This window comes from Klebsiella sp. Sb-30 (assembly GCF_057652795.1).
In genome coordinates this window covers 3,695,892-3,717,423 of the sequence record NZ_CM172749.1, presented here as the reverse complement: position 1 = coordinate 3,717,423, position 21,532 = coordinate 3,695,892, and the positions used below count along the sequence as shown (strand labels likewise).

General features: G+C 54.8%; 21 protein-coding genes. 19 read left to right on the top strand and 2 right to left on the bottom strand.

Features of this window, described 5'->3' with window-relative positions:
* Positions 1-51 precede the first annotated feature (51 nt).
* Genes AC236I_RS17390 through nei form a run of 4 tightly spaced genes read left to right on the top strand, consistent with a single transcriptional unit; the run spans position 52 to position 3,233 of the window.
* Positions 52-780, top strand: a complete 729-nt coding sequence (locus AC236I_RS17390) for a DUF969 domain-containing protein (RefSeq protein WP_004859651.1) — start codon at positions 52-54, stop codon at positions 778-780.
* Positions 777-1,772 (top strand): DUF979 domain-containing protein, encoded by a 996-nt coding sequence (locus AC236I_RS17385; protein ID WP_015584870.1) that lies wholly within the window; start codon positions 777-779, stop codon positions 1,770-1,772. The genes AC236I_RS17390 and AC236I_RS17385 overlap by 4 nt, the downstream gene beginning before the upstream one ends.
* Before the next feature lie 9 nt (positions 1,773-1,781).
* Positions 1,782-2,426, top strand: coding sequence for a pyroglutamyl-peptidase I (gene pcp, locus AC236I_RS17380; protein WP_004859654.1), 645 nt, complete (start codon positions 1,782-1,784; stop codon positions 2,424-2,426).
* Positions 2,427-2,441: 15 nt separating this feature from the next.
* A complete protein-coding gene (nei, locus tag AC236I_RS17375) occupies positions 2,442-3,233 on the top strand; it encodes an endonuclease VIII (protein WP_048024578.1) in 792 nt (263 codons plus the stop codon).
* A 725-nt stretch (positions 3,234-3,958) separates the two neighbouring features.
* On the opposite strand, the gene AC236I_RS17370 is transcribed toward nei, so the two are convergent.
* Both AC236I_RS17370 and AC236I_RS17365 read right to left on the bottom strand, forming a co-directional pair.
* A complete protein-coding gene (locus AC236I_RS17370) occupies positions 3,959-5,245 on the bottom strand; it encodes a citrate synthase (RefSeq protein WP_004859660.1) in 1,287 nt (428 codons plus the stop codon).
* A gap of 181 nt (positions 5,246-5,426) precedes the next feature.
* The gene (locus AC236I_RS17365; RefSeq protein ID WP_418325369.1) at positions 5,427-5,558 is read right to left on the bottom strand and encodes a hypothetical protein; all 132 of its coding nucleotides are present in this window, start codon (positions 5,556-5,558) and stop codon (positions 5,427-5,429) included.
* 324 nt (positions 5,559-5,882) lie between these two features.
* On the opposite strand from AC236I_RS17365, the gene sdhC reads away from it, so the two are divergent.
* From sdhC to tolR, 15 genes are all read left to right on the top strand, one after another.
* Positions 5,883-6,287, top strand: a complete 405-nt coding sequence (gene sdhC, locus AC236I_RS17360; RefSeq protein ID WP_004859662.1) for a succinate dehydrogenase cytochrome b556 subunit — start codon at positions 5,883-5,885, stop codon at positions 6,285-6,287.
* On the top strand, positions 6,281-6,628 hold the full coding sequence (gene sdhD / locus AC236I_RS17355; protein WP_004859665.1) for a succinate dehydrogenase membrane anchor subunit: 348 nt from the start codon (positions 6,281-6,283) through the stop codon (positions 6,626-6,628). The genes sdhC and sdhD overlap by 7 nt, the downstream gene beginning before the upstream one ends.
* Positions 6,628-8,394, top strand: a complete 1,767-nt coding sequence (gene sdhA / locus AC236I_RS17350) for a succinate dehydrogenase flavoprotein subunit (RefSeq protein WP_004859668.1) — start codon at positions 6,628-6,630, stop codon at positions 8,392-8,394. Before sdhD ends, sdhA begins: the two co-directional genes overlap by 1 nt.
* A gap of 15 nt (positions 8,395-8,409) precedes the next feature.
* Positions 8,410-9,126: a succinate dehydrogenase iron-sulfur subunit SdhB gene (gene sdhB, locus AC236I_RS17345; RefSeq protein WP_004859670.1), complete on the top strand. Its 717-nt coding sequence runs from the start codon at positions 8,410-8,412 to the stop codon at positions 9,124-9,126.
* Between the two features lie 507 nt (positions 9,127-9,633).
* Positions 9,634-12,441 (top strand): 2-oxoglutarate dehydrogenase E1 component, encoded by a 2,808-nt coding sequence (gene sucA / locus AC236I_RS17340; RefSeq protein WP_004859672.1) that lies wholly within the window; start codon positions 9,634-9,636, stop codon positions 12,439-12,441.
* A 14-nt stretch (positions 12,442-12,455) separates the two neighbouring features.
* On the top strand, positions 12,456-13,676 hold the full coding sequence (odhB, locus tag AC236I_RS17335; protein WP_004859675.1) for a 2-oxoglutarate dehydrogenase complex dihydrolipoyllysine-residue succinyltransferase: 1,221 nt from the start codon (positions 12,456-12,458) through the stop codon (positions 13,674-13,676).
* Positions 13,677-13,821: 145 nt separating this feature from the next.
* A complete protein-coding gene (gene sucC, locus AC236I_RS17330; protein ID WP_004859677.1) occupies positions 13,822-14,988 on the top strand; it encodes an ADP-forming succinate--CoA ligase subunit beta in 1,167 nt (388 codons plus the stop codon).
* The gene (sucD, locus tag AC236I_RS17325; RefSeq protein WP_004859678.1) at positions 14,988-15,857 is read left to right on the top strand and encodes a succinate--CoA ligase subunit alpha; all 870 of its coding nucleotides are present in this window, start codon (positions 14,988-14,990) and stop codon (positions 15,855-15,857) included. The genes sucC and sucD overlap by 1 nt, the downstream gene beginning before the upstream one ends.
* A gap of 839 nt (positions 15,858-16,696) precedes the next feature.
* Positions 16,697-18,265 (top strand): cytochrome ubiquinol oxidase subunit I, encoded by a 1,569-nt coding sequence (gene cydA / locus AC236I_RS17320; protein WP_004859682.1) that lies wholly within the window; start codon positions 16,697-16,699, stop codon positions 18,263-18,265.
* A 15-nt stretch (positions 18,266-18,280) separates the two neighbouring features.
* Entirely contained in the window at positions 18,281-19,420 is a 1,140-nt protein-coding gene (gene cydB, locus AC236I_RS17315; protein ID WP_004859683.1) for a cytochrome d ubiquinol oxidase subunit II, read from the top strand.
* A 15-nt stretch (positions 19,421-19,435) separates the two neighbouring features.
* Positions 19,436-19,549 carry a cytochrome bd-I oxidase subunit CydX gene (cydX, locus tag AC236I_RS17310; RefSeq protein ID WP_004859685.1) on the top strand — a complete coding sequence of 38 codons (114 nt, stop codon included), beginning with the start codon at positions 19,436-19,438 and terminating at the stop codon, positions 19,547-19,549.
* Complete coding sequence (gene ybgE / locus AC236I_RS17305; protein ID WP_004859687.1) at positions 19,549-19,842, top strand: cyd operon protein YbgE; 294 nt, start codon at positions 19,549-19,551, stop codon at positions 19,840-19,842. The genes cydX and ybgE overlap by 1 nt, the downstream gene beginning before the upstream one ends.
* 160 nt (positions 19,843-20,002) lie before the next feature.
* Positions 20,003-20,407, top strand: a complete 405-nt coding sequence (ybgC, locus tag AC236I_RS17300; protein ID WP_004859689.1) for a tol-pal system-associated acyl-CoA thioesterase — start codon at positions 20,003-20,005, stop codon at positions 20,405-20,407.
* Entirely contained in the window at positions 20,404-21,096 is a 693-nt protein-coding gene (gene tolQ / locus AC236I_RS17295; RefSeq protein WP_004859692.1) for a Tol-Pal system protein TolQ, read from the top strand. The genes ybgC and tolQ overlap by 4 nt, the downstream gene beginning before the upstream one ends.
* A 3-nt stretch (positions 21,097-21,099) precedes the next feature.
* Positions 21,100-21,528, top strand: a complete 429-nt coding sequence (gene tolR / locus AC236I_RS17290) for a colicin uptake protein TolR (protein WP_004859694.1) — start codon at positions 21,100-21,102, stop codon at positions 21,526-21,528.
* Positions 21,529-21,532: the final 4 nt, after the last annotated feature.

Here is a 21,532-nt window from a genome sequence, read left to right as displayed (position 1 = left end):
TTAAGGCATTACAGCACTCACAACAACACTCACAACTAACAGGACGTTATCATGGGAGAAGCGATATCTCTCTGGCCGCTGATCGGCATTGCCGTGATTGTGGTCGGATTTGTTTTGCGTTTTAATCCGGTTTTAGTGGTCATTATCTCTGGAATTGTTACCGGCGTGGCGGCGCAAATGCCCATCGCCACCATTCTGGAAAAGCTGGGGGAGGGGTTTCTTAACACCCGCAACCTGCCATTTATTCTCTTGCTGCCGCTGGCGGTCATTGGGCTACTTGAACGGCATGGCCTGAAAGAGCGCGCCCAGGCGTGGATCGCGAAGATCCACAGCGCCACCGCCGGACGTCTGCTGATCGTCTACCTGTTCGTGCGCGAAGCGACGGCTGCGCTGGGGTTAACCAGCCTGGGGGGCCATCCGCAAATGGTGCGTCCGCTGCTGGCGCCGATGGCGGAAGGGGCGGCGGAAAAAACGTTAGGTCCGCTTCCCGGCAGCATTCGCTATCGCTTACGCGCGATGTCGGCGGCGACGGACAACGTCGGCCTGTTCTTTGGCGAAGACATTTTCGTCGCCTTCGGCGCCATCATCTTTATGCACAACTTTATGCTGGAGTCCGGTGGGATCCAGACCGAACCGCTGCATATTGCCCTGTGGGGGATCCCGACGGCGATTTGCGCCTTCGCGATCCATTCCGCGCGTCTGTGGCGACTCGATCGTCACCTGCAGCGCGAGCTGGATAAACTGAACGCCGCCGCACAGGCGAAAGGCGGTGTCGCATGAATTTTCAACAAACCTGGCTCTACTGGCTGGCGGGTGTCGTTCTGCTGGTGGTCGCGGTCATGTCATGGCGCGACAAAAGTAACCCTCGTCGCCTGACCACCGGCCTGTTCTGGGGGCTGTATGGTCTGCTGTTCCTGCTTGGCGACTGGACTTATCAGCTGGTAGACGACAAGCGCTCGGTCAATATTGCCGTCGGCGTTGCCGTCGTGGCGCTGGCGCTGATCGCCGGTTTTGGCGGTGTCAGGCTGGGTAGCTATCACCAGCGCACCGAGGAAGAGCGAACCGCCAGCGCGACCCGCCTGGGTAACCGACTGTTTTATCCGGCGCTGGCTATTCCGGTTGTCACGGTGATCGGGGTGCTGCTGTTTAATAACCTGCCATCGTGGCAAGTCCGGGTGTTTGGCCCGGGTAATCATGCCACGCTGATTACGCTGTTTTCGATGACCGCCGGGACGCTGATCGGCCTGATGATGGCGATTCGCATGACCCGGGAAAAGGTCGCGCAGCCGCTGCAGGAGGCGCGTCGTCTGCTGGATTCGGTAGGCTGGGCGTTTATTTTGCCGCAGATCCTGGCGGTGCTGGGGCTGCTGTTTACCACTGCCGGAGTGGGTAGCAGTATTGCCTGGCTCACCGAGCATTATCTGGCGGTGGACAGCCGCTTTGTCGCTGTGGCGGTCTACACCATCGGCATGGCGCTGCTGACGATGGTCATGGGCAATGCGTTTGCCGCCTTCCCGATTGTCACGGCGGGGATTGGTATTCCGATTCTGGTGCTTCAGCACGGCGGTAATCCGGCGGTGATGGCGGCGATCGGTATGTTCTCCGGCTACTGCGGCACCCTGATGACGCCGATGGCGGCAAACTTCAACATCGTGCCGGCGGCGCTGCTGGAACTGCCGGATAAAAATGCGGTGATTAAGGCTCAGATTCCGACCGGCGTACTGCTGCTGATCGTCAACGTATTTCTACTCTATTTCCTGATGTTCCTGTAAGGAGGAAAGATGGCGGGCGTATTAATCACCGGGTTTGAACCCTTTGGCGGTGAGGCGGTGAACCCTTCATGGGAAGTGGTGAAGCAGCTTGATGGCGCGATGGTGGCCGGTGAGCGCGTGGTCGCGCGACAGCTGCCCTGTGTATTTGGTGAGGCCCTGACGGCGCTGTATGCGGCGCTGGATGAGCATCAACCGGTGTTAACGATAGCGGTCGGGCAGGCGGGTGGTCGTGTCGATATTACCGTCGAACGTGTCGCGATAAACGTCGATGATGCGCGTATTGCCGATAATAAAGGCCAGCAGCCGGTTGACGTGCCGGTAGTGGCCGACGGTCCGGCGGCCTGGTTCAGCAGCCTGCCGGTGAAAGCAATTGTCGCGGCGCTGCGCGAGCAGGGCATACCGGCATCGGTGTCGCAAACGGCGGGGACATTCGTCTGCAACCATGTGATGTATGGTCTGCTGCATGCATTAAACGGGCGAAGCGGGGCAAAAGGCGGCTTTATCCATATTCCGTACCTCCCGGAGCAGGCGGCCGCCCATCCGGGTGAGGCGAGTATGGCGGTACAAACGGTCCGTGCGGCGCTGGAGACGGCGATTGCCGTCTCCCTGCGCCAGGAGGGGGATGTGAAAATTGTCGGCGGTGCGACGCACTAACAGAAGGACGCTATTATGCCGGAAGGTCCGGAGATCCGCCGCGCGGCGGATAGCCTGGAGGCGGCGGTCAAAGGCGAACCTCTTACCGATGTCTGGTTCGCTTTTCCGCAGCTGCAGGTGTATCAGGCTCCGCTGGTGGGCCAGCGGGTAACCCACATAGAAACCCGCGGCAAAGCGCTGCTGACGCATTTCTCCGGCGGGTTGACGCTCTACAGTCATAATCAGCTGTACGGCGTCTGGCGCGTGGTGGAGGCGGGCGAACAGCCGGTCAGCAACCGCGTGCTGCGGGTCAGGCTGCAGACGGCGGAGAAGGCGATTTTGCTCTATAGCGCGTCGGATATCGCTATTCTGACGCCGGAGCAGCTGGCTACCCATCCGTTTTTATTGCGGGTTGGACCCGATGTGCTGGATATGACGCTGACCACGGAATCGGTCAAAGCTCGCCTGCTGTCGGCCAGATTCCGCCGACGGCAGTTTTCCGCTTTGTTGCTGGATCAGGCGTTTCTGGCCGGACTGGGAAACTATTTACGGGTGGAGATTCTCTGGCAGGTCGGGTTGAGCGGGCGGCATAACGCATCGGCGCTCGATGATAAGCAGCTCGACGCCCTGGCCCATGCGCTGCTGGATATTCCGCGCCTGTCGTATCGCACCCGCGGGGCGGTGGATGAGAATAAACATCATGGCGCGCTGTTCCGCTTTAACGTTTTCCATCGTGATGGCGAAATCTGCGAGCGCTGCGGCGGGATTATCGAGAAAACGATGCTCGCGTCGCGACCGTTTTACTGGTGTCCGGGGTGCCAGCATTAGCGATACGTTGTTCGCTTTTTAAGCTATCGTGCCCGTCTTTCGTGCCGGGCGTTTACGGGTCGGTTGACCAATCCGGCAGTGGTGTGGCAGTGGTGTAAGAGTCAGTTATCTCAATGAGATTGCCGATTTTTTATGCGACGCAGTCAGGTTTTCAACATCTTTGCAGGAGTTTCTGTCCCGTCGTTCGCTGTTAAGCCAGAGATGTTGTTTTTACGCTGGTTTGTGCGAAAAGGGTCTATCGCGTGGGTTCCGTGGAGTATATCGTTCACTTTTGTGGCATGTTCCGTTCACGGTGAATCCGCCACTTTTCTTACACCCGCTGCGGGTGAACGGCATGGGGGGCGTTTCGCTCGCCCCCCATGCCCCCCGGCATTGCGCTGAAAACGGCCGCTACGCGGTATGCTCCACTCCGGCTTCATCTGGCGGACCGGGCCGGACTCGACATCCCTGTCTCGACCGATCCTCTGACCACCGTCCTGGCGGTCAGTCCTGGATGTGCGCCTGCGTTCCCGCCCGTTCACCTGTCGCGCAGGAAACAGTCGCGTGCGGAACCTCACGAGAACGGAATATTCCACAGAACACATGCCCCGAAGTACGAAAATTACTTTCGCGCCAACCACCGTTTACCGGCATCGCCCTGGTCCACGATAAACAAAAAAAAAGCTGGCCACCTTAAGTGGCCAGCATGACGTTCGCAGACGCGTTTTTTGTCTTCAGGATCGAACTTAGCCTTTGGCCACGTCGGATTTGAAGTCGCGTTTTTCGTAGCCGGTATACAGCTGACGCGGACGCGCGATTTTCATGCCGTCGCTGTGCATTTCGTTCCAGTGAGCAATCCAGCCTACGGTACGCGCCATCGCGAAGATAACGGTAAACATGGAGGACGGAATACCCATCGCTTTCAGAATGATACCGGAGTAGAAATCGACGTTCGGGTAGAGTTTCTTCTCGATGAAGTACGGGTCGTTGAGCGCGATGTGCTCAAGTTCCATGGCCACTTCCAGCAGATCGTCTTTGGTGCCCAGTTCTTTCAGCACTTCATGGCAGGTTTCACGCATTACGGTGGCGCGCGGGTCGTAGTTTTTGTACACGCGGTGGCCGAAGCCCATCAGACGGAAAGAGTCGTTTTTGTCTTTCGCGCGACGGACAAATTCCGGAATGTGCTCAACGGAACTGATCTCTTCCAGCATCTTCAGCGCAGCTTCGTTCGCGCCACCGTGCGCCGGTCCCCACAGGGAGGCGATGCCCGCAGCGATACAGGCGAACGGGTTCGCGCCAGAAGAACCTGCGGTACGGACGGTGGAGGTGGATGCGTTCTGTTCGTGGTCAGCGTGCAGGATCAGGATACGGTCCATGGCGCGTTCCAGTACCGGGTTAACCTCGTAGGTTTCACACGGCGTGGAGAACATCATATTCAGGAAGTTGCCCGCGTAAGAGAGGTCGTTGCGCGGATAAACGAAAGGCTGGCCGATTGAATATTTGTAACACATTGCTGCCATTGTCGGCATTTTGGACAGCAGGCGATAGGCGGCGATTTCACGGTGGCGCGGATTGTTGACATCCAGGGAGTCGTGATAGAACGCGGCCAGCGCGCCGGTGATACCGCACATCACCGCCATCGGGTGAGAGTCACGGCGAAACGCGTGGAACAGACGGGTAATCTGCTCGTGGATCATGGTGTGGCGGGTAACGATGGTCTTGAATTCGTTGTACTGTTCCTGGTTCGGCTTTTCACCGTTCAGCAGGATGTAACACACTTCGAGGTAGTTGGACTCGGTCGCTAACTGATCGATCGGGAAACCACGGTGGAGCAGGATACCTTCATCACCATCGATAAAGGTGATTTTAGATTCACATGATGCGGTGGAAGTGAAACCAGGGTCAAAGGTGAATACGCCTTTTGATCCAAGACTACGAATATCAATAACATCCTGACCGAGCGTGCCCTTTAGCACATCCAGTTCAATAGCAGTATCACCGCCTAGGGTGATTTTTGCTTTAGCATCAGACATTTATGGTCTCCTTAGCGCCTTTATTGCGTAAGACTGCCGGGTGTGGATTTGCCTTCGGCCCGTGCCTGACTACGTTACCAGTTTGTTATGTTGCACACAGCTCTGCGTCAGCGGAAATTGCAGGGTACAGAGCAAAGGCGCTTGATGGTACGTCTTCAGCCTACGACGAAACAGCAGCAAATCAGCGTTTTAGCAGTCCGAATTTAAAAATCTGTATACCACTAATAACTGTCCTGATTACATCGGTCAATACCATCACACTGTTGCATAACTTATTCTCAGGTGAAAGAGTGACCCCATAACTTTTGAGCATTATTGCATTTATCTGGTAATGGTTGTAACAAGAATGTTTAATATTTGTCAAATCAGGTGATTAAAATTTAAAATAATGTTGTTATCGTGACATCGATCACTGTTCCGGACAAAACCCGACAAACTATATGTAGGTTAATTGTAATGATTTTGTGAACGGCCTATACTGCCGCCAGGTCTCCGGAACACCCTGCAATCCCGAGCCACCCAGCGTTGTCTGGTCACGTTTTAGCTCTTGAAAAGGGGTTTTATCATGACCACAGGTTATAGAAAGGACGCTGTCTGACCCGCAAGCAGACCGGAGGAAGGAAACAATAAGAACAGCATGTGGGCGTTATTCATGGTAAGAAATGTGAAAAAACAAAGACCTGTCAATCTGGATCTGCAAACGATCCGGTTCCCAATCACAGCGATAGCGTCCATTCTCCATCGCGTTTCCGGTGTGATCACCTTCGTGGCGGTCGGGATTCTGCTTTGGTTGCTGGGCACCAGCCTTTCCTCTCCAGAAGGTTTCCTCGTTGCGTCTTCCATCATGGATAGCTTCTTTGTGAAGTTCATCATGTGGGGCATCCTGACCGCGCTGGCATACCACGCCGTTGTCGGTATCCGCCACCTGTTGATGGATTTTGGCTACCTGGAAGAAACCCTCGAAGTAGGGACACGCTCCGCTAAGATTTCTTTTGTTATTACTGTCGTGCTTTCACTTCTCGCAGGAGTCCTCGTATGGTAAGCAACGCCTCAGCACTGGGACGCAACGGCGTACATGACTTCATTCTGGTTCGTGCTACCGCCATCGTTCTGACCCTTTACATCATCTACATGGTCGGCTTTTTTGCCACCACCGGTGAAATTTCCTGGGAAGTCTGGACGGGCTTTTTCTCCTCCGCATTCACTAAAGTCTTCACCCTGTTAGCCCTCGTGTCCATTCTGATTCACGCCTGGATCGGGATGTGGCAGGTGTTGACGGACTACGTTAAACCGCTGGCTGTACGCTTAATTCTGCAACTGGTTATCGTTGTTGCGCTGGTGGCTTACGTTCTTTATGGATTTGTTGTGGTGTGGGGTGTGTGATGAAATTGCCTGTCAGAGAATTTGATGCAGTTGTGATTGGTGCCGGTGGCGCAGGTATGCGCGCGGCGCTGCAAATTTCCCAGAGCGGCCAGACCTGTGCGCTGCTCTCTAAAGTGTTCCCTACCCGTTCCCATACCGTTTCCGCGCAGGGTGGCATCACCGTGGCGCTCGGTAATACCCATGAAGATAACTGGGAATGGCATATGTATGACACGGTGAAAGGCTCCGATTATATCGGTGACCAGGACGCCATCGAATATATGTGTAAGACCGGCCCGGAAGCGATTCTGGAGCTTGACCATATGGGGCTGCCGTTCTCCCGCCTGGAGAATGGCACCATTTATCAGCGTCCGTTTGGCGGCCAGTCGAAAAACTTCGGCGGCGAACAGGCGGCACGTACCGCTGCGGCGGCTGACCGTACCGGTCACGCGCTGCTGCATACCCTTTATCAGCAGAACCTGAAAAACCACACCACCATTTTCTCCGAGTGGTATGCGCTGGATCTGGTGAAAAACGCCGATGGCGCGGTGGTAGGTTGTACCGCGCTGTGCATCGAGACCGGTGAGGTGGTTTACTTCAAAGCCCGTGCGACCGTGCTGGCAACCGGCGGCGCAGGCCGTATCTACCAGTCCACAACTAACGCCCACATCAACACCGGTGACGGCGTCGGGATGGCGATTCGCGCCGGCGTGCCGGTGCAGGATATGGAAATGTGGCAGTTCCACCCGACCGGTATCGCCGGTGCGGGGGTTCTGGTGACAGAAGGCTGCCGCGGCGAAGGCGGTTATCTGCTGAACAAACACGGCGAGCGCTTTATGGAGCGTTATGCCCCGAATGCGAAAGACCTGGCGGGTCGTGACGTGGTGGCGCGTTCCATCATGATCGAAATCCGTGAAGGTCGCGGCTGTGACGGCCCGTGGGGCCCGCATGCGAAGCTGAAACTGGACCACCTGGGTAAAGAGGTTCTGGAATCCCGTCTGCCGGGCATCCTGGAGCTTTCACGTACCTTCGCCCACGTCGACCCGGTGAAAGAGCCGATTCCGGTTATCCCAACCTGCCACTACATGATGGGCGGTATTCCGACCAAAGTGACCGGTCAGGCGCTGACCGTGAACGAGCAGGGCGAAGATGTGGTGATTCCTGGCCTGTTCGCCGTCGGCGAAATTGCCTGCGTATCGGTCCACGGCGCGAACCGTCTGGGCGGCAACTCCCTCCTTGACCTGGTGGTGTTCGGTCGTGCGGTCGGTCTGCATCTGCAGGAGTCGATTGCCGAGCAGGGCGATCTGCTTGACGCGACCGAAGCCGAAATCGACGCGTCCCTTGAACGTCTGAACCGCTGGAACGGTAACCGTAACGGCGAAGATCCGGTGGAAATCCGCAAAGCGCTGCAAGAGTGTATGCAGCATAACTTCTCGGTATTCCGCGAAGGCGATGCGATGGCCAAAGGGCTTGAGCAGCTGAAAGCGATCCGCGAGCGCCTGAAAAATGCGCGCCTGGATGACACCTCCAGCGAGTTCAACACCCAGCGCGTTGAGTGCCTGGAGCTGGATAACCTGATGGAAACTGCCTATGCCACCGCGGTTTCTGCAAACTTCCGTACCGAAAGCCGCGGCGCGCATAGCCGCTTCGACTTCCCGGATCGTGATGACGAAAACTGGCTGTGCCATTCCCTGTATCTGCCAGAGTCGGAATCCATGACGCGTCGTAGCGTCAATATGGAACCGAAACTGCGTCCGGCATTCCCGCCGAAGATTCGTACTTATTAATGCGGAGACAGGAAAATGAAACTAGAGTTTTCAATTTATCGTTATAACCCGGACGTTGACGATGCTCCGCGCATGCAGGATTACACCCTCGAAGCGGAAGAAGGTCGTGACATGATGCTGCTGGATGCCCTGATGCAGCTGAAAGAAAAAGACCCGTCGCTCTCATTTCGTCGTTCCTGCCGTGAAGGGGTCTGTGGCTCCGACGGTCTGAACATGAACGGTAAGAATGGTCTGGCGTGTATCACGCCGATCTCCGCGCTGAATCAGCCGGGTAAGAAAATTGTCATCCGTCCGCTGCCCGGTTTGCCGGTTATCCGCGATTTGGTTGTAGACATGGGGCAATTCTATGCACAATATGAGAAGATTAAGCCTTACTTGTTGAATAATGGGCAAAATCCTCCGGCTCGCGAGCATCTGCAGAAGCCAGAGCAGCGCGAAAAACTCGATGGTCTGTACGAGTGTATTCTTTGCGCATGTTGTTCAACCTCTTGTCCGTCGTTCTGGTGGAATCCGGACAAGTTTATCGGCCCGGCAGGTCTGCTGGCTGCGTATCGTTTCCTGATTGACAGCCGCGATACCGAAACCGACAGCCGTCTGGAAGGGTTAAGCGATGCTTTCAGCGTATTCCGCTGTCACAGCATCATGAACTGCGTCAGTGTATGTCCGAAAGGGCTTAACCCGACGCGCGCCATCGGCCATATTAAGTCGATGCTGCTGCAGCGCAGTGCGTAAGTAACCCGGTCTGTCCCGGATGGCGCTATCGCTTATCCGGGCTACCCGAAGCAGTAGCCCCGGCAGCGTTTGTGCCGCCGGGAAATGAATACCCTAAATAATTCGAGTTACAGGAAGGCGGCGACGCCGCGAATCCCCAGGAGCTTACTCAAGTAAGTGACTGGGGTGAGTGAGGAAAGCCAACGCACATGTAACTTGAAGTATGAAGGGGATGGCAGGAAATCTTTAAAAACCGCCAAATATGTACCAGTAATCAAGGCGTTCAGAGCGAGGTAAGGCGGCAACTGAACGCATCCCAGGGAGCATAGTGAACTATGTGATCGGGGTAAGTGAAGGCAGCTAACGCAACCGCAGCCTGAACGCCGAAGATTAATGGCAGTTTTTAAAGGTTCCTTCGCGGATGCAGAAGCCACAACTCGTCCGCAACAAGTGAACCCCGGCACGTACAATTGCTGTGCGTGGTAGTTTCTACGGCGAAATAAGCATATAAATGCTTAAGGGATCACGATGCAGAACGGCGCAATGAAAGCCTGGCTGGACTCTTCTTACCTCTCTGGTTCGAACCAGAGCTGGATAGAACAGCTCTATGAAGACTTCTTAACCGATCCTGACTCTGTTGACGCCAACTGGCGTTCTATGTTCCAGCAGTTACCTGGCACCGGAGTCAAACCGGATCAATTTCATTCGAAAACGCGTGATTATTTCCGTCGACTGGCGAAGGATGCCTCACGTTACACTTCTTCGATTTCCGACCCTGATACCAATGTGAAGCAGGTTAAAGTCCTGCAGCTCATCAACGCATATCGCTTCCGTGGTCACCAGCATGCGAATCTCGATCCGCTGGGACTGTGGAAGCAAGAGAGAGTGGCGGATCTCGATCCTGCATACCACGATCTGACCGAGGCCGATTTCCAGGAAAGCTATAACGTAGGTTCATTTGCTATCGGCAAAGATACGATGAAACTGGGCGAGCTGATTGCCGCGCTCAAACAAACCTACTGCGGCGCTATCGGCGCGGAATACATGCACATCACCTCTACCGAAGAGAAACGCTGGATTCAGCAGCGTATTGAGTCGGTAGCAGGGAAAGCCAGCTTTACCGCTGACGAGAAGAAACGTTTCCTGACCGAGCTGACAGCAGCCGAAGGCCTGGAACGTTACCTCGGCGCGAAATTCCCGGGCGCCAAACGCTTCTCGCTGGAAGGCGGCGATGCGCTGATCCCGATGCTCAAAGAGATGATCCGTCACGCTGGCAAAAGCGGCACCCGTGAAGTGGTGCTCGGCATGGCGCACCGCGGTCGTCTGAACGTGCTGGTTAACGTTCTGGGCAAAAAACCGCAGGACCTGTTCGACGAGTTCGCGGGCAAGCATAAAGAACACCTCGGCACCGGTGACGTGAAGTACCACATGGGCTTCTCTTCTGACATGGAAACCGAAGGCGGCCTGGTGCACCTGGCGCTGGCGTTTAACCCGTCACACCTCGAAATCGTCAGCCCGGTGGTTATCGGGTCGGTTCGCGCGCGTCTCGATCGTCTCGACGAGCCGAGCAGCAATAAAGTGCTGCCGATTACTATCCACGGCGACGCCGCAGTGACGGGTCAGGGCGTGGTTCAGGAAACCCTGAACATGTCCAAGGCGCGTGGCTACGAAGTGGGCGGAACCGTACGTATCGTTATCAACAACCAGGTGGGCTTCACTACCTCGAACCCGCTGGATGCGCGCTCCACGCCATACTGCACCGATATCGGTAAAATGGTTCAGGCGCCGATCTTCCACGTGAACGCGGACGATCCGGAAGCCGTTGCTTTCGTTACCCGCCTGGCGCTGGATTTCCGTAATACCTTCAAACGCGATGTCTTCATCGACCTGGTGTGCTACCGCCGTCACGGCCATAACGAAGCCGACGAGCCGAGCGCAACGCAGCCGCTGATGTATCAGAAAATCAAAAAACATCCGACCCCGCGCAAAATCTACGCCGACAAACTTGAGCAGGACAAAGTGTCGACCCTGGAAGATGCGACCGAACTGGTTAACCTCTATCGTGATGCGCTGGATGCCGGCGAATGCGTGGTTGAGGAATGGCGTCCGATGAACCTGCACTCCTTTACCTGGTCACCGTACCTCAACCACGAGTGGGATGAGAGCTACCCGAGTAAAGTCGAGATGAAACGTCTGCAGGAGCTGGCTAAACGCATTAGCACTGTGCCGGACAGCATTGAAATGCAGTCTCGCGTGGCGAAGATTTATGGCGATCGCCAGGCGATGGCCGCCGGCGAGAAGCTGTTCGACTGGGGGGCGGCGGAAAACCTGGCTTACGCCACGCTGGTTGATGAAGGGATTCCGATTCGCCTGTCCGGTGAAGACTCCGGTCGCGGTACGTTCTTCCACCGCCATTCCGTGATTCATAACCAGGTGAACGGTTCGACCTACACGCCGCTGCAGCATGTGCATAACGGCCAGGAGCATTTCAAAGTCTGGGACTCCGTGCTTTCTGAAGAAGCGGTGCTGGCGTTCGAATACGGCTACGCCACTGCGGAACCGCGCACCCTGACTATCTGGGAAGCGCAGTTCGGTGACTTTGCTAACGGCGCTCAAGTGGTGATCGATCAGTTCATCAGCTCCGGCGAGCAGAAGTGGGGCCGGATGTGTGGCCTGGTCATGCTGCTGCCGCACGGCTACGAAGGCCAGGGCCCGGAGCACTCCTCCGCGCGTCTGGAACGCTATCTGCAGCTGTGTGCTGAACAGAATATGCAGGTTTGTGTGCCATCGACTCCGGCTCAGGTTTACCACATGCTGCGTCGTCAGGCGCTGCGCGGTATGCGTCGTCCGCTGGTGGTGATGTCGCCGAAATCTCTGCTGCGCCATCCGCTGGCGGTCTCCAGCCTGGACGAGCTGGCGAACGGCACCTTCCTGCCGGCCATCGGTGAAATCGATGACCTCGACCCGAAAGCGGTGAAGCGTGTTGTCCTGTGCTCTGGTAAGGTTTATTACGATCTGCTGGAACAACGCCGTAAGAACGACCAAAAAGATGTCGCTATCGTGCGTATAGAGCAGCTCTATCCGTTCCCGCATCAGGCGGTACAGGAAGCGCTGAAGCCTTACGCTCACGTGCATGATTTTGTCTGGTGCCAGGAAGAACCGCTCAACCAGGGCGCGTGGTACTGCAGCCAGCATCACTTCCGCGAAGTGATTCCGTTTGGGGCCTCTCTGCGTTACGCAGGCCGCCCGGCCTCCGCCTCTCCGGCGGTAGGGTATATGTCCGTTCACCAGAAACAGCAACAAGATCTGGTCAATGACGCGCTGAACGTCGATTAATTAAAGGATACATAATGAGTAGCGTAGATATTCTGGTTCCCGATCTGCCTGAGTCCGTAGCTGACGCGACGGTTGCGACCTGGCATAAAAAACCGGGCGATAGCGTCCAGCGTGATGAAGTGCTGGTGGAAATCGAAACTGACAAAGTGGTACTGGAAGTACCGGCTTCAGCGGACGGCATTCTGGATGCAGTGCTGGAAGACGAAGGTGCAACCGTACTTTCTCGCCAGATCCTCGGTCGCCTGCGTGAAGGCAACAGCGCGGGTAAAGAGTCCGCGGCGAAAGCCGACGCTAAAGAGTCCACCCCGGCTCAGCGTCAGCAGGCCTCTCTGGAAGAGCAGAGCAATGATGCCCTCAGCCCGGCGATTCGCCGTCTGCTGGCTGAACACAACCTCGATGCCGCAGCCATTAAAGGCACCGGCGTCGGCGGCCGCCTGACCCGTGAAGATGTTGAGAAACATCTGGCGGCGGCACCGGCTAAAACCGAAGCCAAAGCGCCTGCCGCTGCGGCAGCACCGGTTGCGCAACTGGGCCACCGTTCTGAAAAACGCGTTCCGATGACCCGCCTGCGCAAACGCGTTGCCGAGCGTCTGCTGGAAGCGAAGAACTCCACCGCCATGCTGACGACCTTCAACGAAGTCAACATGAAGCCGATTATGGATCTGCGTAAGCAGTACGGCGATGCCTTCGAAAAACGTCACGGTATCCGTCTGGGCTTTATGTCCTTCTACGTGAAAGCCGTGGTTGAAGCGCTGAAACGCTATCCGGAAGTGAACGCCTCTATCGATGGCGATGATGTGGTGTATCACAACTACTTCGACGTCAGCATGGCGGTCTCTACGCCGCGCGGTCTGGTGACTCCGGTTCTGCGTGATGTTGACCTGCTGGGCATGGCGGATATCGAAAAGAATATTAAAGAGCTGGCAGTGAAAGGCCGTGACGGCAAGCTGACCGTAGATGACCTGACCGGCGGTAACTTCACCATTACCAACGGCGGCGTATTCGGTTCTCTGATGTCCACGCCAATCATCAACCCACCGCAGAGCGCCATTCTGGGTATGCATGCCATTAAAGATCGCCCGATGGCGGTCAATGGCAAGGTAGAAATTCTGCCAATGATGTACCTGGCGCTCTCTTACGACCACCGTCTGATCGATGGACGTGAATCGGTAGGCTTCCTGGTTGCTATCAAAGAGCTGCTGGAAGACCCGACTCGTCTGCTGCTGGACGTGTAGTCAGCAAGAGTATTACCTACCGTAGGCCGGATAAGGCGTTTACGCCGCCATCCGGCGTTGATGAGATGCCTGATGGCGACGCTAGCGCGTCTTATCAGGCCTACAGGTTTAAAGATAATTATTCCCTGAAGGATGGACTGAACACATGAACTTACATGAATATCAGGCAAAACAACTGTTTGCCCGCTATGGTTTACCGGCGCCGGTGGGTTATGCCTGTACTACTCCGCGCGAAGCAGAAGAAGCCGCATCAAAAATCGGTGCGGGTCCGTGGGTAGTGAAATGTCAGGTTCACGCTGGTGGCCGCGGTAAAGCGGGCGGTGTGAAAGTAGTTAACAGTAAAGAAGACATTCGCGCATTTGCTGAGCACTGGCTGGGCAAACGCCTTGTGACCTACCAGACAGACGCCAACGGCCAGCCGGTTAACCAGATTCTGGTTGAAGCAGCGACAGATATCGCCAAAGAGCTGTATCTGGGTGCGGTTGTTGACCGTAGCTCCCGTCGCGTAGTGTTCATGGCCTCCACCGAAGGCGGCGTGGAAATCGAAAAAGTGGCGGAAGAAACCCCGCACCTGATCCACAAAATTGCGATCGATCCGCTGGCAGGCCCGATGCCTTACCAGGGACGCGAGCTGGCGTTCAAACTGGGTCTGGAAGGTAAGCAGGTTCAGCAGTTCACCAAAATCTTTATGGGTCTGGCGACTATCTTCCTGGAGCGCGACCTGGCGCTGATCGAAATTAACCCGCTGGTTATCACTAAGCAGGGCGACCTGATCTGCCTCGACGGCAAACTGGGCGCCGATGGCAATGCGCTGTTCCGCCAGCCGGATCTGCGTGAAATGCGCGACCAGTCTCAGGAAGACCCGCGTGAAGCGCAGGCTGCACAGTGGGAACTGAACTACGTTGCGCTGGACGGCAACATCGGTTGTATGGTTAACGGTGCGGGCCTGGCAATGGGCACCATGGACATCGTTAAACTGCACGGCGGCGAACCGGCTAACTTCCTCGACGTTGGCGGCGGCGCAACCAAAGAGCGCGTGACTGAAGCGTTCAAAATCATTCTTTCCGACAGCAATGTTAAAGCCGTACTGGTTAACATCTTCGGCGGTATCGTGCGTTGCGACCTGATCGCTGACGGCATCATCGGCGCGGTAGCAGAAGTTGGCGTAAACGTACCGGTTGTCGTACGTCTGGAAGGGAACAACGCCGAACTGGGCGCGAAGAAACTGGCTGACAGCGGCCTGAATATTATTGCAGCGAAAAGTCTGACGGACGCAGCACAGCAGGTTGTTGCCGCAGTGGAGGGGAAATAATGTCCATTTTAATTGATAAAAACACCAAGGTTATCTGCCAGGGCTTCACCGGTAGCCAGGGGACTTTCCACTCTGAACAAGCCATTGCTTACGGCACTCAAATGGTCGGCGGCGTTACGCCAGGCAAAGGCGGCACCACTCACCTGGGTCTGCCGGTGTTTAACACCGTGCGCGAAGCCGTTGAAGCAACCGGCGCAACCGCGACCGTTATCTACGTTCCGGCCCCGTTCTGCAAAGACTCCATTCTGGAAGCTATTGATGCGGGCATTAAGCTGATCATCACCATCACCGAAGGTATCCCGACGCTGGATATGCTGACGGTGAAAGTGAAGCTGGATGAAGCCGGCGTTCGCATGATCGGCCCTAACTGCCCGGGCGTTATCACCCCAGGCGCATGCAAAATCGGCATCATGCCGGGTCACATTCATCAGCCGGGTAAAGTGGGGATCGTTTCCCGTTCCGGTACGCTGACCTATGAAGCGGTTAAGCAGACCACCGATTACGGTTTCGGCCAGTCTACCTGCGTCGGTATCGGCGGCGACCCGATCCCGGGTTCTAACTTCATCGATATCCTGAAGCTGTTCCAGGAAGACCCGCAGACCGAAGCGATCGTGATGATCGGTGAGATCGGCGGTAGCGCGGAAGAAGAAGCGGCTGCTTACATCAAAGATCACGTCACCAAGCCGGTTGTCGGTTACATCGCCGGTGTGACCGCGCCGAAAGGCAAGCGTATGGGCCACGCGGGCGCCATTATCGCAGGCGGTAAAGGCACGGCTGATGAGAAATTTGCTGCGCTGGAAGCGGCGGGCGTGAAGACCGTTCGTAGCCTGGCGGATATCGGCGAAGCGCTGAAATCAATCATTAAGTAAACCCTCTCTGCTCAAGCTGAGCAGTTAAATGTCCGATTTCGACATGGTTGGCCACCGTCAGGTGGCCTTTTTTATGCCTCTCTTTGCCGCCGTTTCAACGGTCCCCGCGGCGCACTTTTGCCGTGGCAGATCGCCGTTATCCGGAAAAACCACTTCTATTGTATTGATTTAACACCTTTTTTTAAAATAATAACCCGCTATTTTTCGGCAGAAGAGGGAATGATTCTCACTGCTATTTCTTACCTGAAAATGAAAAGATAAAAATTATGATTTAATTGATGCTGTCTATCAGGAAAAAATACTGTGAAGCGTCTAACATTAATCAGATCGCTATTTTTTTTCATACGATACGACTTAAAGTTAAATCATATTACCTATACTTCTCATATCTCTCTTTTTAGTAACCATTATTGGTATGCTTTAAACATATATTTAACATTACCTTCACCATTATTCTTTGTTGGGATACATAATTAACATGAGCGGGAAAAATTGATTTATATCAATACTTAAAACTTGGAAAAAACCACAAAAAAACGTTAAATTGTCGCCAATCAAATTGGCCTAAATCAGGCATTTTCGCTATATATTGATCACCGTCGTAAATGTAAAACTGATTCAATAAAATCCTGTTTATTGTAAGGTTATTGCGGCGTAATATATTGGGGAATCAATTGGGTTTTTCGTTAACGTATTTGTAACCTTTGCGAGGAGCTGTTTCATCTGGCGACGAAACGGTAACGAAGCGGGATGCAAGTTATTTTGTATTGGGGCATGCGTATGAACCCGGTGTGCAGGGTTCATTCTCGGAGTCTTCATGCGATGAGCAAGGAGTCATGATGTTAGATATAGTCGAACTGTCGCGCTTACAGTTTGCCTTGACCGCGATGTACCACTTCCTTTTTGTGCCACTGACGCTCGGTATGGCGTTCCTGCTGGCCATCATGGAAACGGTTTACGTCCTTTCCGGCAAACAGATTTATAAAGATATGACCAAGTTCTGGGGCAAGTTGTTTGGTATCAACTTTGCGCTGGGTGTAGCAACCGGGTTGACCATGGAGTTCCAGTTCGGGACAAACTGGTCTTATTATTCTCACTACGTGGGCGATATCTTCGGTGCGCCTCTGGCCATTGAAGGTCTGATGGCCTTCTTCCTCGAATCTACCTTTGTAGGTCTGTTCTTCTTCGGTTGGGATCGTCTGGGCAAAGTTCAGCACATGGCGGTGACCTGGCTGGTGGCACTGGGTTCCAACTTGTCTGCATTGTGGATCCTCGTGGCGAACGGCTGGATGCAAAACCCGATCGCCTCGGATTTCAACTTTGAAACCATGCGTATGGAGATGGTCAGTTTCTCCGAGCTGGTTCTGAACCCGGTTGCGCAGGTGAAATTTGTCCATACCGTCGCATCCGGCTACGTCTGCGGCGCAATGTTCGTCCTGGGTATCAGCTCCTACTATATGCTGCGCGGTCGCGACTTCGCTTTCGCTAAACGCTCCTTTGCCATTGCTGCCAGCTTCGGTATGGCGGCGATTCTCTCCGTTATCGTGCTCGGTGATGAATCCGGTTACGAAATGGGTGACGTGCAGAAAACTAAACTTGCGGCCATCGAAGCCGAATGGGAAACACAGCCAGCTCCGGCTGCCTTTACCCTGTTTGGTATTCCGGACCAGGATGCGCAAACCAACCACTTCGCAATCCAAATTCCTTATGCGTTGGGCATTATTGCCACTCGTTCCGTGGATACGCCGGTTATTGGTCTGAAAGACCTGCTGGCACAGCACGAAGCGCGTATTCGTAACGGGATGAAAGCTTACACCCTGCTGGAAGAGCTACGCGCAGGCTCAACCGATCAGGCTGTACGCGATGAATTCAACAGCGTGAAGAAAGATTTGGGCTACGGTCTGCTGCTGAAACGCTATACCCCGAACGTCTCTGACGCGACGGAAGCGCAGATTGCTATGGCGACGAAAGACTCTATTCCTCGCGTTGCGCCGCTGTACTTTGCGTTCCGTATTATGGTGGCCTGCGGCATCCTGATGCTCGGTATCATCGCGGCGTCGTTCTGGACCGTTATCCGTAACCAAATTGGCGAGAAGAAATGGCTGCTGCGCATTGCGCTGTACGCAATTCCTCTGCCGTGGATCGCTATCGAGTCCGGTTGGTTCGTCGCGGAATATGGTCGTCAGCCGTGGGCGATAGGTGAGGTACTGCCTACCGCGGTAGCGAACTCGTCCCTGACCGCCGGTGACCTGATCTTCTCGATGCTGCTGATTTGCGGTCTGTACACCCTGTTCCTGGTCGCGGAGCTGTATCTGATGTTCAAATTCGCACGCCGTGGACCAAGCAGCCTGAAAACCGGTCGCTACCACTACGAGCAGTCTTCCACGACTACTCAGCCGGCACGCTAAGACAGGAGTCGTCAAATGATCGATTATGAAGTATTGCGTTTTATCTGGTGGCTACTGATCGGTGTTCTGCTGATTGGTTTCGCCGTCACCGATGGCTTCGACATGGGGGTGGGCATGCTCACCCGTTTCCTCGGTCGTAATGACACCGAGCGTCGAATCATGATTAACTCCATCGCTCCGCACTGGGACGGAAACCAGGTGTGGCTGATCACCGCCGGCGGAGCACTGTTTGCTGCCTGGCCGACGGTCTATGCCGCCGCGTTCTCCGGCTTCTATGTGGCGATGATTCTGGTGCTGGCCGCTTTGTTCTTCCGTCCGGTGGGTTTTGACTACCGCTCGAAGATTGAAGATACCCGCTGGCGCAACATGTGGGACTGGGGCATCTTCATCGGTAGCTTCGTACCGCCGCTGGTGATTGGCGTGGCGTTCGGGAACCTGCTGCAGGGCGTACCGTTCCATATGGATGAATATATGCGCCTGTACTACACCGGTAATTTCTTCCAGCTGCTGAACCCGTTTGGTCTGCTGGCCGGTATTGTTAGCGTGGCGATGATTCTGACGCAGGGGGCTACCTACCTGCAGATGCGTACCGTTGGTGAGCTGCACCTGCGTGCCCGCACGACCTCTCAGGTTGCGGCACTGGTGACGCTGGTTTGCTTCCTGCTGGCCGGTGTCTGGGTGGTATACGGGATCGACGGTTATGTGGTCACCTCGGCTATCGACCACTCTGCGCCATCTAACCCGCTGACCAAAGAAGTGACTCGTCAGGCTGGTGCATGGTTGGTGAACTTCAATAATATGCCTTCGCTGTGGGCTATCCCGGCACTGGGCGTGGTATTGCCGCTGCTGACTATCCTGACCTCGCGGATGGAGAAGGGCGCTCTGGCGTTTATCTTCTCTTCTCTGACGCTAGCCTGCATCATTCTGACCGCCGGGATTGCGATGTTCCCGTTCATCATGCCGTCCAGCACGATGATGAACGTTAGTCTGACCATGTGGGATTCAACCTCCAGCCAAAGAACGCTGAACCTGATGACCTACGTGGCGATTGTCTTCGTGCCGATTATTCTGGGTTACACCACCTGGTGTTACTGGAAGATGTTCGGTCGCATTACCCGCGAAGACATCGAAAAGAACACCCACTCGTTGTATTAAGGTAAGGAGCTAGATATGTGGTATTTCGCATGGATTTTGGGAACGCTTCTTGCCTGTGCCTTTGGGGTTATCACCGCGTTAGCGCTTGAGCACGTGGAAAGCACCAAAGCAGGTAAAGAAGAACACTGATGAGTAAAATTATCGCGACCCTTTACGCGATAATGGATAAGCGCCCGTTAAGGGCGCTTTCCCTATTGATGGCACTGCTGTTGGCGGGCTGCATTTTCTGGGATCCGTCGCGCTTTGCGGCAAAGACCAGTGAGCTGGAGATCTGGCACGGCTTCTTGCTGATGTGGGCCGTGTGCGCCGGGGTTATTCACGGCGTGGGCTTCCGTCCGCATGCCATTCACTGGCAAGGGATTTTTTGTCCACTTATCGCTGATATTGTACTCATCACGGGGCTGTTTTTTTTCTTCTTTTGAAAGAGAAGAGAATAAGAGAACTCTGTTAACCTCATGGGCTTGCATAAGCCCATAAAAATTTACTCGCTGTTTACTTTCCCCCATTCCAAACCACGTTCCCCGCGCGTATAGTAGCGAAGTTTGAAAGCACTAATCTTTTTTTGCATTACCGGGATGTAAAGTGAATACAACGCTGTTTCGATGGCCGGTTCGTGTCTACTATGAAGATACCGATGCCGGTGGTGTGGTTTACCACGCCAGTTACGTCGCTTTTTATGAAAGAGCACGCACAGAGATGCTGCGCCACCATCACTTCAGTCAGCAGGTTTTGCTGGCTGAACGAGTTGCCTTCGTGGTTCGCAAAATGACGCTGGAATATTTTGCGCCCGCCAGACTCGACGACATGCTCGAAATCCAGACGGAAATCACCTCGATGAGAGGTACCTCTTTGGTTTTCACGCAGCGAATCGTCAACGCAGAGAATACAGTTTTGAACGAAGCTGAGGTTCTCATTGTGTGCGTTGATCCACTCTTAATGAAGCCTCGTGCGCTTCCCAAGTCTATTGTCGCGGAGTTTAAGCAGTGACTGACATGAATATCCTTGATTTGTTCCTGAAGGCGAGCCTTCTGGTTAAACTTATCATGTTGATTTTGATTGGTTTTTCTATCGCTTCCTGGGCCATTATTATTCAGAGAACGCGCATCCTCAACACGGCAAGCCGCGAGGCGGAAGCCTTTGAAGACAAGTTCTGGTCGGGTATTGAGCTTTCTCGCCTGTATCAGGAGAGCCAGGGGCGTCGCGATAACCTGGTGGGGTCGGAACAAATTTTCTACAGCGGTTTCAAAGAGTTTGCTCGTCTGCATCGCGCAAACAGCCATGCGCCAGAAGCGGTGGTTGAAGGGGCGTCGCGCGCCATGCGCATCTCGATGAACCGTGAGATCGAGACGCTGGAGACGCACATTCCGTTCCTCGGAACCGTGGGGTCCATCAGCCCGTACATCGGCCTGTTCGGTACCGTCTGGGGGATCATGCATGCCTTTATCGCACTTGGTGCGGTGAAACAGGCGACTCTGCAGATGGTTGCACCGGGTATCGCAGAAGCGCTGATCGCCACGGCAATCGGTCTGTTTGCGGCAATTCCGGCGGTTATGGCCTACAACCGTTTGAACCAGCGTGTGAACAAACTTGAACTGAACTATGACAACTTTATGGAAGAGTTCACCGCGATTCTGCACCGTCAGGCGTTTACCAGCAGCGAAAGCAATAAGGGGTAAGCCATGGCCAGAGCACGTGGACGCGGACGTCGCGAACTGAAGTCCGAGATCAACATCGTTCCGCTGCTGGATGTCTTGTTGGTGCTGTTGCTGATCTTTATGGCGACCGCGCCGATCATTACGCAGAGCGTAGAGGTCGACCTGCCGGATGCGACAGAATCACAAGCGGTCAAAAGTAATGATGAGCCGCCGGTGATTGTTGAAGTTTCCGGCGTCGGGCAGTACAGCGTAAAAGTGGGTCCGGAAACGCTGTCGCAGCTGCCGCCAGAGCAGGTTATTGCCGAAGCGAAACGCCGACTCGAAGCGAACGAGAAAACGGTGTTCCTGATCGGCGGTGCGAAAGACGTACCTTACGATGAAATTATTAAAGCGCTTAACCTGTTGCATAGCGCAGGGGTTAAATCGGTTGGCTTAATGACCAAGCCTATTTAATCGC